At 59.9% G+C, this 12,936-nt stretch carries 7 protein-coding genes; 3 read left to right on the forward strand and 4 right to left on the reverse strand.

The annotated features are described in order from the left end of the window. The first annotated feature begins 912 nt into the window (after positions 1 to 912). Both C5L14_RS00470 and C5L14_RS00475 read left to right on the forward strand, forming a co-directional pair. Positions 913 to 2,907: a putative bifunctional diguanylate cyclase/phosphodiesterase gene (locus C5L14_RS00470; protein ID WP_210203190.1), complete on the forward strand. Its 1,995-nt coding sequence runs from the start codon at positions 913 to 915 to the stop codon at positions 2,905 to 2,907. A 590-nt stretch (positions 2,908 to 3,497) separates the two neighbouring features. Then, entirely contained in the window at positions 3,498 to 6,614 is a 3,117-nt protein-coding gene (locus tag C5L14_RS00475; protein ID WP_105860071.1) for a vitamin B12-dependent ribonucleotide reductase, read from the forward strand. Positions 6,615 to 7,186: 572 nt separating this feature from the next. On the opposite strand, the gene C5L14_RS00480 is transcribed toward C5L14_RS00475, so the two are convergent. The 4 genes from C5L14_RS00480 to C5L14_RS00495 form a co-directional block, all read right to left on the reverse strand. After that, a complete protein-coding gene (locus C5L14_RS00480) occupies positions 7,187 to 8,221 on the reverse strand; it encodes an ABC transporter permease (protein ID WP_105860072.1) in 1,035 nt (344 codons plus the stop codon). A gap of 11 nt (positions 8,222 to 8,232) precedes the next feature. After that, positions 8,233 to 9,219, reverse strand: a complete 987-nt coding sequence (locus tag C5L14_RS00485; RefSeq protein ID WP_105860073.1) for an ABC transporter permease — start codon at positions 9,217 to 9,219, stop codon at positions 8,233 to 8,235. Positions 9,220 to 9,226: 7 nt separating this feature from the next. After that, on the reverse strand, positions 9,227 to 10,723 hold the full coding sequence (locus C5L14_RS00490; protein ID WP_181160944.1) for a sugar ABC transporter ATP-binding protein: 1,497 nt from the start codon (positions 10,721 to 10,723) through the stop codon (positions 9,227 to 9,229). A 105-nt stretch (positions 10,724 to 10,828) separates the two neighbouring features. Then, entirely contained in the window at positions 10,829 to 11,833 is a 1,005-nt protein-coding gene (locus tag C5L14_RS00495; RefSeq protein ID WP_146126797.1) for a substrate-binding domain-containing protein, read from the reverse strand. Between the two features lie 198 nt (positions 11,834 to 12,031). On the opposite strand from C5L14_RS00495, the gene C5L14_RS00500 reads away from it, so the two are divergent. Next, on the forward strand, positions 12,032 to 12,925 hold the full coding sequence (locus tag C5L14_RS00500; protein ID WP_105860076.1) for a MurR/RpiR family transcriptional regulator: 894 nt from the start codon (positions 12,032 to 12,034) through the stop codon (positions 12,923 to 12,925). Positions 12,926 to 12,936: the final 11 nt, after the last annotated feature.

Genomic DNA, 12,936 nt, shown 5'->3' on the forward strand with positions numbered 1-12,936 from the left:
ATCAGGCCGATGAACATTCGACATGGCAAATGAGGAAGTTTGCCATGCCCCCTGCTTCGCGTCGAGCCTGGCCCATAGACGAACCGCGCCGCCGCCAAGCGGCCGAAAAAACCACCCGCAGGTCTACGGTTACTGGCTTGGCTGTGATTTATGACGGCGAAGTGACAAAGAGCGACAGGGATGCCCTAGAGATCGTTCGCGACTGGGGCATGAAGTTCAAGGCGCGTCGATCGGCCGGACTAGCGAGGGTGTCGGCTTAAATCTGGATGCATGGTATAGTTTCCGGATTTCTTGCCAAAGACATTGGTGGTTCAAATAGCTACTATCGGTTTGATCGATTATCTGCTTGCAAGGCTATCCTCAGCCCAAATTTTTGCGCGGTGTTGTTGATGAAAGCGCACGGATATGCACTTCAGGAATAATTCCCGACAGCCAACACCATGCTGCTGCCAGGGACCCTGTCGAAGGAGCCCTTCTACAGGAAAGAAATGCATTCGGCACTCGACCAGATCCGAATCCATCGATCTTAGGCTTTGTGCTAGTCCTGGTATTGTTCGAGATAGATCTATTATTTCGATGCATGTGTTGCGTATTATGAAATCTATTTTAGAAAAAAGTAAAAATAACTATAAGTTAAATTAATTCTATAGAAGTTGAACTGATTTAATATATAGACCAAATTTTGACGAAATGGAAGGGTGTATATAGATATTATTCGGAATTTTCATGCTATACTAGCTGATATACTGAGCGCGATTTGGAGAATGATATGTTGAATGCATCAACATTACCGGGCTCCCACGGAGATACGCTGGGGTGCTAGAGGAACCTGTCGAGGTCACGGCTTCCGAACCGCTTTTTGGTTCGTCAAGCGTTTGGTCCATTCTCGGCTGTCTGAGGACGCCCGTATGGGTGTTCGACATCGACGATAGCTGCGTTCTCTGGGCCAATGCGGCCGCCATCGACGTATGGCAGGCTGCGACCCTGCGTGAACTTCGGGCGCGGGACATGAAGAGCGACATGTCAGCCTCGGTGGCCAAGCGCCTGCGCCAATATCAAGAGGATTTCGAGCGGACGAACATTTCCTTTACGGAGCTTTGGACAATCTATCCGGGCGGCCGTCCAACGACGTTGCATGTTCGGTATAGCGGCGTGAGATTGCGTAACGGACGCATGGCGATGCTGTGCGAAGCTCTAGGGGAGCCTTCGGAGACACCGGAGACTTTGCGTAGTGCCGAAGCTCTGCTGCACACGCAGATGATGATTTCTTTATATACCGAAGACGGATTGCTGCTCTATGAGAATCCGGCTGCACGCCATACGCGAGAGCCCAACGACCGATCATTGTCGGCGCGCTATGCAGACCAGAATGACTTTGTGCAGTTGAGCAAAACTCTGTCCCGCGATGGTGAATCTCGGAGGATCGTACGCATACGTACGACCCACGGCGTCCGTTGGCACGAGGTGACGGCGCGCAGGTGCCGGGACGCCGTTACCGGATCACCTGCTTGTCTGGTGAGCGAGGTCGATCTCACCGATCTCAAGGAAACCGAGGAGAGGGCACGATTCCTCGCCTATCACGACGTGCTAACCGGCCTGCCCAATCGGACTTCGGCCATGAGGGATTTCCCCATGCGACTGGAGGCTGCCCTCCTGGCTGCCGAGCGCGTCGCGATAATGTTCCTCGACCTGGATTACTTCAAGACGATCAACGATTCTCTCGGGCATTCGGTGGGTGATGAAGTCCTGATCGAGGTGGCCGATCGGCTCAAAAAGGTCGTCGGCCGCAGCGGGGCTGTGGCGCGCCTGGGAGGAGACGAATTCTTGATCATGGCGCGAAGCGGCAAGCGTTCCGATCGATTTGAACGAACTGCACAAGCCATTCTGTCGGCTTTCGCCAAGCCGTTAAAGATATCCGGGCGAACATTGACGATCTCTCCGAGCATCGGCATCAGCGTCTTCCCGGACGATGGAAGCAGCATCGACGCGCTGATGCGTCACTCGGATCTTGCCTTGTACAAAGCCAAGGAAGATGGACGCAATTGCTTTCGCTACTTCACCAAATCCCTCCAGGAGAGGGCGCAGGTCAGGATCGACTTGGAATCGGACATTCGGCGCGCGCTGCACAACCAGGAGTTCGAACTGTTCTTTCAGCCGCGTGTTTCGACGAAGACGCTGCAGATCGTCGGTGCGGAGGCCCTCATTCGTTGGCGGCATCCCCTCAGAGGGTTGATCATGCCGTCCGAGTTCATCCCTCTGTGCGAGGAGACGAACATGATCAACCAGCTTGGCGACTGGGTATTGGAGGTAGCGATCGAACGCCAGGTGTCCTGGCGGCGCAAGGGATATCCCTTGTCCATTTCGGCGAATTTGTCTCCTCGCCAGTTGCGCAGCCGTGACGTGATTGCCAAGCTTGCGGCGGTGATGGAGCGCACGGGCTGTGCGCCGGGCGATATCGAACTTGAAATTACCGAATCCACCATCATGGAGAGCGGCCAAGGCCCCGACGGCATCATTTCTCAACTGAAGAATCTGGGCGTGAGGCTGGCCATCGACGACTTTGGGACCGGCTACTCGAATCTGGCCTATCTGCAAAATTTCCCGATAAGCTGCCTTAAAATAGACCGGTCGTTCATTGCCGAGCTCACCCGCAACGACGCCATTGCCGAATTCATTATTTCCATGTGCAGGCTGATGGATATTCATGTCGTAGCCGAAGGCGTCGAGACTTTGGAGCAATTGAATTGGCTGAGAGCGAGAGGTTGCCAGGAGTTTCAGGGGCACTACTTCGGAAGCGCGGTGCCGGCGGCCGAGTTCGAGCGGCTACTCGAGCTGCAGCATGCGCTGCCGAAGGAGACGGCAATCCCAGTGGCTGATTGTCAGCCGGTGAAGGCCGGGCACTCCTAGGGAGGGTGCCAATCCATTCAGCCTCGGTCGTTTCGACTCGAATGACCAGCGCCGGCAAGCCGGCAGCCCGATAGCACGAGCGGCGGTACCATCCTGCTGAAAACTCCCGCTTCCCGGCGAAAGCGGGAGCGAACACGCCAGGACTCCGAGCGCCGGACCGTTGCGGCAATTTGTATGAGTCTCGGCCGCTATCCGCAGTCCTTTCGTTCCATCTTGTGCCGGCCACCCCGCGACTTGAATTTGACTAGCCGCCGGCGGGGCACGGCTGAATGGAAGAGTGCAGTGCGGCGAACAGATCATTGCAGTCATTACACGGCAATTTGGCCGTCGCCACGGCCAAACTACAGCCGGTTGCCTGTCGCGCTTGCAACGCGCGACATGGATATAGCTGCCAATTTGATTTGTCCTGATTGAATTAAACTCGGGACTTTAAAGAAGAAGAACTTCCTGCCTGCCGAGTCGAGAGGCGCGAGAACGGTGCCGTGATTTCGGAAATTCTTACAAATTTAAATTAAGTGATAATATTAAAAATGTGGAAATCTCGATTTAGGGCCACATTGGTATTTTTTTACTTCCATTGGAGTCGTGTCATGCAAATAAACCCGCTGCATACTGCTGGTACCGACGACCCGTACATGCTGCTGTCATTCAAGGAAGCCGCCAGTGAAATCCGAAATACGGACGGAACGGTTATCTTCCAATTTCCCCGGATCATAAGCCCTCGGAATTGGAGTCAGGTCGCGATTGACATCGTCGCCAGGCGATATCTGCGCAAGGGAGATGTGCCGGCCTGCTTGCGCACGGTGCCCGAGGACGGCGTTCCATCTTGGCTCTGGCGATCGATGCCGGATGAAGAGGCGTTGCGGCTTCTGCCGGAAAGTGACCGGTATGGGAGCGAAACGGATCTGCGCAAGGTCTTCGATCGAATAGCGGGTGCGACGACCTATTGGGGATGGAAACATCATTATTTCACGACCGAAACGGATGCCCGTTCTTTTTTCGATGAATATCGATTTCTGCTGGCTTCCCAAAAGATAGCGCCCAACACACCCCAATGGTTCAATACAGGCCTGCATTGGGCCTATGGCATAGAGGGCTCTTCCCAGGGCCATTTCTTCTATGACGAGGACGCGCAGCAGGTCATCTCGTCGGCAAATGCCTATGAGCGGCCCCAAACGCATTCCTGCTTCATTCAATCCGTGGCGGACGATCTCGTGAGCGAGGGAGGCATCCTGCAGCACATTGCCGATGAAGCGCGCATCGCAAAGCTCGGATCGGGAACGGGGGCGAACTATTCCGACATCCGTGGTGCGGACGAAGATTTGGCCGCGGGGGGCAAGGCTTGCGGGCTGATAGCCGTCTTGCGCGCCAGCGATCGTGCCGCGGGCCTGGTCACCGCCAACGGATCGACGCGCCAATCCTCAAAGATGGTGATTGTCGACATCGACCACCCCGACATCGAGGAATTCATCAACTGGAAGGTGAAGGAGGAACAAAAGGTGGCTTTCCTCGTGGCCGGATCGAGATCGTCGGCCAGGCATCTGAATGCCATCGTCAAGGCTTGTCGAGATGGGGAGGGCGCTGCCAATTGCGATCCTCTGCGCAACACCGAACTCAACAGGCAGATCCATCTCGCCCGTGAAGCTCAGATCCCGGAAAACTATATAGACAGGGTGATCGAACTCGTGCGGCAGGGGTGCCCGCCGGACGATCTTCCGATCTACGATACGGATTGGAACGGTGAAGCCTATTTCACTGTGGCTGGGCAGAACGCCAACAACGCGGTGCGCGTCTCAAACGAGTTCCTCCGCTCGATCGAGCAGGGATCGTCGTGGACGCTGCGGGCACGCAAAGATCGCCAGGCCATGAAGTCGGTCCCGGCCCGTAAATTGTGGGAGCAGATCGCCTATTCGGCCTGGGCGGCAGGCGATCCGGGCGTGCACTTCTCGACGACCATCGACGAGTGGCACACCTGCCCGGTGGCGGGGCCTATCCGGGGATCGAATTCCTGCTCCGAATTTCTGTTCCTGGATGACACCGGAACGACCCTTGCTGCGATCAATCTGATGCAGTTTCGCGGGGCCGATGGACGACTGGATCTCGATGGCTTCGAGCATACATGCCGCTTGGCGACGCTGATGCTCGAGATTACCGTAGCCATGGCCCAATATCCCTCCCGCAACATCGCCTTGCGCACTTATCAGTATAGGCCGATCGGGCTTGGTTTCGCCAATCTCGGTGGACTGCTCATGGCATCGGCCATTCCCTATGACTCCGACGAAGGCAGGGCCCTGGGCGGAGCGATGACGGCGATTATGGCGGGTGTGTGCTATGCCACTTCCGCGCAGATCGCCGCGGAAAAGGGGGCATTTGCCGGCTTCGCAGCCAATCGCGATCCGATGTTGCGGGTTATACGCAATCATCGGCGCGCAGCTCACGGCCAGACGGGCGGCTATGAGGGCTTGTCCATCCCGCCCGTGCCCTTGAATCACGCTACGCTGGTGCGGAAGGTTCCGGATGGGGGCCGTCTGCTCGAACATGCCGTCAGGGCTTGGGACCGGGCCTTGGCGCTGGGAGAGCAGTTCGGCTATCGCAATGCCCAGGCGACGGTGCTTGCGCCGACCGGCACGACAGGACTGGTCATGGATTGCGATACGAACGGCATCGAGCCTGACTTCGCTCTGGTCAAGTTGAAGAAACTCACCGGTGGCGGCTATCTCAAAATCATCAATCGGGCGGTCCCCGTGGCGCTGCGATCGCTGGGTTATGATGAAACTCAGATCTGCGATATCGAGGCCTATGCAACGGGGCGCCAATCGCTGGAGGGCGCGCCGGATATCAATCGCCTCACGCTGAAGGCAAAGGGGTTCACCGACGAGCGGCTCGATGCCGTCGAAAGGGCTTTGGCCGGCGCTTTCGATATTCGCTCTGCGTTCACACAGTGGACGATCGGTCGGGATTTTCTGCTCCAGACGTTGAAGATCCCCGCCGCCCGCCTCGCGGACCCGGCTTTCGACCTGCTGACCTATCTGGACTATGACGAGGCTGCGATAGAGCGGGCCAATATTCATGTTTGCGGCACCATGACACTGGAGGGGGCGCCCCACCTCAAGCCGGAACATTTGCCGGTGTTCGATTGCGCCAACCAATGCGGGCGTTATGGCAAGCGCCATCTTTCGGTCGACGGCCACCTGCGGATGATGGCCGCTGCGCAGCCGTTCATCTCCGGAGCGATATCGAAGACGGTCAATATGCCCCGCACGGCGACAGTCGAGGACTGCAAGACCGCTCTGGTCAAATCCTGGCATCTGTCCTTGAAGGCAAACGCGCTCTACAGGGACGGCTCCAAATTGTCGCAGCCCCTCAACGCTCAGACTTCCTCGGTCCGCCGAGACGAAATGCCAGCCGAGGAGACATCCGACCGCCATCCACCAATCCAACTCACGGCCGCGAAAGCTCACCTGTTGTCTCCAGCGGGCGTCCCCTCGACCTTTCAGGCAGGATGGCAGCCGCAGTTTCCCAAAAAGCTGACGGATTTTCCGGTCGTGGGACTGCGCGAGCCGACGACATTCAAGGAAAAAGCGCCACGTCATTCGCTGAACGTGACCTGGGATACGAGCCGGCTCCAAATCTCGCTGCCTCTAACGGGACCGTCGCAAATGGCCTCGTTCATCAACCGACAAACATCTGGAGCCAAGGTCGCCTAGGTTGATGCACCGGCTGGAACCGCGCCTTCGTCCGGCAAGGCATCCGCGATCGCCCAGTCACGCAGCTTTCGCAGCTTGTGCCGGGGCGATCGCTATTCGGCGCGTATGACTCAGGCAGCGGGCCTCTGGCGGGCAAATCCAGCGGCCCGCTTCCATGCTGACCGACGGACTGGCCCCCCGGGGGGGCCGGTCCGGCCCCGAGATCGTGTCGTCCACGAAGCTCTTGCGTGCATCGAAAAGACCATAGAGGGCGCGCGACGAAAGTCGGCTGAGCGCAACCGCGTCCCGATTGAATTGCGCATGCTTCGACACCACTCGACAACGAGGCCAAACCTTGCTCGACTCTACGGGGATTGATCGAGTGCGTGTGGAGGTGCCTGGCCCTGGAAGAGATAATTCTGGCGGTAGACGAGCAAGTACCACCCGGCAATCAGGACGATTGCCAGGACGAAGATTGTCACCAGCCAATTCCGGGGAGCCATGAGCCGAACTTTCGTAAGACGAGGGCCGGGGGCTCCTAACTTCCGGAGGCAGAGAATGTTCGAGAGCGGGCGACGCAGTCGCTGCGGGCATTATCGCCCTGTCTTGAGGGATCTCGTGCCGAATATGGTCGCCCATGACAGCCGCTGCTTGCGCAGAAGCATGATGGCATCGATCACCACCACGATCACGAGGACGAGGCCGATCACCGAACTTTGCCATTCGGAGGGGACTTCGAAGAGATTGAAGGCATTCGTCATCAGGCTGATGAAGCCCACACCCAGCATGGCCCCGATCAGCGAGCCCTTCCCGCCGGCGATGCTGCCCCCACCCACGAGGCAGGCGATGATGATGTTCATCTCCAGTCCGACGCCGAGATAGCGATTGGCCATGCCGATGCGCGCGGTGACCAACACGCCGGCCAGCGCTGCCATCAAGCCGGAAAAGACGAAGACGCCGATGCGCAGGCGGGTGGCGTTGATGCCGATCATGGCGGCCGCTTCGGGATTGCCGCCAAGAAAATAGAGCCGGCGCCCGAGCACGGTGCGGCGCAGGATGAACTCGCCGGCAATGACCAGGGCCAGCGCGAAGATGAACATGCCATAGATCCCGAAGACCTGGCCGTTGCCGAGCAAAGTGAAGGCAGCCGGAAATTCGGTGAAACCGCCGAGACCGGTGCCGATCAGCATGACCTCGACCAGCCCGCGGACCATATACATCATGCCAAGCGTGGCGATGAGGTGGTTGATCCGGAAGACCGCGACGAGGATGCCGTTGGCGAGTCCGATCACGCTGCCGACTGCCAGTCCGCAGACGATGGCTCCGGCCATGCCGTAGCCGGCCGACAGCACATAGGCGGTGACGATGCCGGACAGACCCATGATCGCGCCGACAGACAGATCGAACAGGCCGGTGACGAAAAGCACCATCATGCCGATGGCGATGATCATGTTCGGTGCCAGGCTGGTCTGCAGCGAGTCGAGATTGTTGGCGTTGAGGAAGGCTGGTGCGCCGAAAGCCAATAGGAACACGAGTGCGGCCACGACGCCGAGCGTGACCGCCTCCTGCTCCAGTCGCCAGCGCTTCAGAAAGGGCATCGTCTTGGGGGTGGCGGAACCGGCTGCCATGGCTGTTTCCTTCAGACGCGACGACGGTTGAGGAGCGTGTCGATCGCGACGGTGGCGATCAGCAAGGCTCCCACGACGAATTGCTGGAAGACGGGTTCGATGTCGTACATCGCCATGCCGTTGATGATCACCGCGAGCAGGACAAGGCCGAGCACCGATGCGGCGGCATTGCCGCGTCCGCCATAGAGGCTGGCGCCGCCGAGGACGGCGGCGGTGATCATGCTGAATTCGAGTCCGACCCCCATGTTGGAATCGGCATGGGTGATGCGCGAGGCGGTGTAGATGCCGGCGATACCGGCCATCAGGCTCGATGCCACGAAGGCGAGTACCTTGATGCGACCCGTGCGGATGCCGTAGATCGTCGCCGATTGCAGGTTTTCGCCGATATAGCACATCTGCCGGAACAGCACGCTGCGCCATTGAAAGAGCAGGGCGGCGATCACCAGGACGACCATGGCGATGATGGTGATATTGACGCCGAGAAAGGCCTGCCTGGCCAGGCTGCGAAATTCACGCGGGAAGATGTTGCCGCGCAACGTCGTGGTCATCACGCCGACGATGCCGCGCACGATCAGCATGGTGCCGATGGTCAGCATCAGCGAATTGATGCGGAAACGCACCACCAGGACACCGTTGAGAAACCCGACCATCACGGCAGCGCCCAGGGCGAGCGCGATGGCGAGCGGCAGCGAGAGGCCCTGGAGCAGGAGATAACCCGAAAGGACGCCGGAAAGGGCGTAGACCGCGCCAACGGAAAGATCGATCTCGCGCAGCACCATGACATAGGTAAAGGCAAGGACAACAAAGGCCTCGATCGAGACGGCGAAGGCGAGCGAATGGAGATTGCTGGCAGTCAGGAAATTCTCCCGCGTGACGGCGAGAAAGGCGCAGAGCGCGATGGTGATCACCAGGAGAGGGACCGTTCCGAGGCGGGCGCGTCGGCGGGCAGGGGCCGCGGGCGCGGCGGCGGCAAGCGGAGCTGTGTCTTGCTGGCTCATCCGATCCTCACTTGTTGCCGGCGGCCAGGGCCATGACCTGCTCCTGCGTCATCGCGGCGCCGGTGAGCCATCCCGCGACTTTGCGGGCGCGCATCACCAGGATGCGGTCTGCGAGAAGCAGGATCTCGGGCAGTTCGGATGAGAAGACCAGCAGGCTGCGCCCTTCGTCGGCGAGACCCGTCAGCGCCCGATACACATCCACCTTGGCGCCGACATCGATGCCGCGCGTGGGCTCGTTGACGATCATGACGGTTGGATCGCAGGAGAGGCACGCACTCAGCATCACCTTCTGCTGATTGCCGCCGGAGAGTTCGCGAGGCGGCACGTTGGTGCCGGCGACGCGGATGGAGAAACGTTTGATTGCTTCGCCGGCTTTTGCCATCAGGCTTTTTTCATTCAGAAAGCCGAGACGCGCGAACCGACGCAGTACCGGTGCCGAAACATTGTCGGCAACGCTGCGCTGCATGAAGAGCCCGGCATCCTTGCGGTTGGCGTTGAGATAGGAGACTCCCGCTGCCATCATGCGGCGCGGTTCCGGCGAAGCGACGGCCTTGCCGGAAATTTCCATCTGTCCTGCTTCGAGGGGGTCGAGGCCGAAGAGGGAGCGTGAAAGCTCGGCCGTGCCGGAGCCTTCGAGCCCGTAAACGCCGACGATCTCGCCGCGGCGCAGCGACAGGGAGACGTCCTCGAAACCGTCCTGCCGCCTTGCCCCCTCGACCTTGAAGACGACAGGTTCTTCGTTTGCCCTGGCCGGGCGGTCGCGATGATGCACTTGCGCCAGCTTGCGGCCCACCATACGGCCGACGAGATCGCTTTCCTGCAGCCCCTGATTGTCGAGGGTCTCCACCACGGTACCGTCGCGCAGGACGGTGATGCGGTCGGAAATGCGCATGACGTCGCCGAGCCGGTGGGAGACGAACAGGATCGTCTGTCCCTTGGCCCGGAGCCTGGCGAGCAGTTTCAGGAGGATGTCGGAATCATGGGCGTTGAGGCCGGAGGTCGGCTCGTCGAGGATGACGATCTTGCGCTCGACGTTCACGGCCCGCAGGATCTCGATGATCTGGCGCTGGCTCGGAGTGAGCTCGAGCACGCGGGTGCGCGGATCGAGGTCGAGCTCGAACATTGCCAGGAGTTCGGCCGTGCGCCGGTTCATCCCGGCAACATCAACGAGTCCGCCGCGTAGCGGCGGACAGTCGACGAAGACGTTCTCGGCCACCGTCATGTTCTCGAAGACGGCGAGTTCCTGGTGCACCATGGCAATGCCGTGCCTGGCGGCATTCGAGGGCAGGAACTCGGTGACGGTCTCGCCATCGATGACCACCGTGCCGGTCGTCGGGGCGACGTCGCCCTTGATGATCTTGAGCGTCGTGCTCTTGCCGGCCCCGTTCTCGCCGAGGAGCGTGTGGATCTCGCCGCGCCGCACGGAGAAGCTGATGCCGCCGAGGGCCTTCACCGCGCCGAACGACTTGGTGACATCCTTCAGCGAGAGGACGATGTCGGCCATGGCTGGCATTCCTGTCTGGATGATCCGAAGCGGTCTTCGGGAAGGGCCTTTCGCCGGCAAAAGCAGGTTCCGCAGGCGACGGAATAGGGCCTGCGGCGCGCGTGCCTATTTGAACTTCGGCATGTTGGCGGCCAGGAAATACTGGATGTTGTCTTTATCGATCACCTGCGTTCCCATGTAGATATATTGCGGGAAGGGGATGACGCCGGCTGCCTTGTTGTCGCTGGAGATCGGCACGGTGGCGAGGCCGACCTTCTCGTCGTTGTAGGCTTCGAGCAACTGGATCGCCATATAGGCCTGCAACGCCGTCTTATTGACGATGGTGGCATCGATGTCGCCGCTCTGGACGCATTCCAGCACCGGCGCCTCGCGATCGTGCACGATGACGGCGAGGGGCTTGATGTCCTTGTCGAGCTCCTCGGCCGCCAGGCAGATACCGGTCCCGGACGAGGAATCCAGCCCGATGACGCCGGTCATGTCCTTATAGGTGTTGAACATGGTCTTGGCGGCGTCGATCGCGGTCTCCGTCGTCGCCTTGTCGTCGACGCGTCCGAGCAGTTCCCATTGCGAATTGGCCTTGAGGTAGTCCATCAGGCCCTTGAACTTGGCGTCCGTGTTGGAGGCGCCCCAATTGCCGGAAACCACCAGCTTGCCGGTTTTGCCGGCCCGCTTGATCAGTTCCTTGGCCGTGTCCACGCCCGCCTCGTAATTGTCGAGGCCGACGAAGGTCAGTGCGCCGCTGTCGGGCGTTACCGCCTCGATCACCACCACGGGGATGCCCTGGCTCATGGCGCGCTTGATCGCCGGCACGGCGCCCGGCTCCCACAGCGTGGTCACGATGCCGTCCGGCTTCTTGGCAATGGCTTGCTCCACCGCCTCAGCATGGGCCACGGGATCCCAGCTCTGCGGGCCGAGCGTGACGATGTTCACGCCGAATTTCTTGGCGGCGTAGTCCATGCCAAGTAGAGAATCGAGAAGATAGGGGTGCCCCTGCAGCTGGGAGGCGTAGTAATATGTCCTCTTCTGTTCCTGAGCGGCGCTCTGGCCACTGAAAGTGGCGGCTGACAAGGCAAAGGCTGCCACGGCCAGGCAGGAATATAGTCTTTTCACGAGCTTTCTCCCTCACAAGTTCTTGTCGCTTCCCACTTCGCGGGGAAGTTCGATTAGCCGAAACGCTAGCATCGGCACCGTCAGGTGTCTAGATAGAAATTTCCTTGCAGATCATACAGAAAGAAAGTTACTTTCACGAATGAGGGGCCGGAATGATGCTAAGCAGAGCGCCCGACGAACGGTTTTTGGGAGTGGCTCGTGCAAGGACCGCAAACGGAGATTACGCGACGCATCAACGCCCTGCGCGGCGGGCTCAATCCGACCCTAAGGCGCATCGCCGATTTCGTGCTCGACAAAACGGCCGATGCCAAGGCCATGAGCATCAAGGAGCTGGCTGAAGAAGCCGGCGTCTCCCAGTCCTCGGTGAGCCGTTTCGTGCGCCTGGTCGGCGCTGACTCCTACCAGGAATTCCGCATCATGCTGGCTGAAGGGCTGACGCGCAAAGCCGCGCGGGGCAGGGCGGCCGAGCACGAGGTCTATGAGGGCATCGCGCCGGGGGACGATGCCGCGGCGATCATCGCCAAGGTCTCGCGCCGCCAGGCCGAGATCATCACCGGTGCCACGATGACGCTGGATCCCGCCGAATTACGGAAGGCCGCGCTTCTGGTTTCGGCGCATCACACCATCGTGTTCTTCGCAGTCGGTTCCTCGCTCCTTGCCGCCGAGAATGGTGTCATGCGCTTCCTGCGCATCGGCAAGGCCTGCATCTTCAACCGCGATGCCAATATCCAGATGTTCTCGGTGGCCGGTCTCGCCGGACGTGCCGTCGCCATCGGCATCAGCGACAGCGGCCGCACCAAGAGCACGGTGGAGGCGCTGCGCGAGGCGAAGGCCCTAGGCATGCCCACCATCGCCATCACCTCCGCCGGCGCCTCGCCTCTCGCCAAGCAGGCGGATGCCGTGCTGACCTTGCCAGGCGCCGCACCCGAACCGACGGGAGGCGAAGGCATGTATGAATCGATGGTCTCCAAGATGGCGCAGCTCACCGCCATGGACGCGCTCTATGCGCTGGTGGCCCTCCAGGATCACGAAAACGCCCTCGAGCGCCTCGATTACACCGACGGCGTCATCGCGAGAAGCCGATTGAAATAAGCGAGTATCCT

It is taken from the genome of Labrys okinawensis, assembly GCF_002982075.1.
GTDB lineage: Bacteria > Pseudomonadota > Alphaproteobacteria > Rhizobiales > Labraceae > Labrys > Labrys okinawensis_A.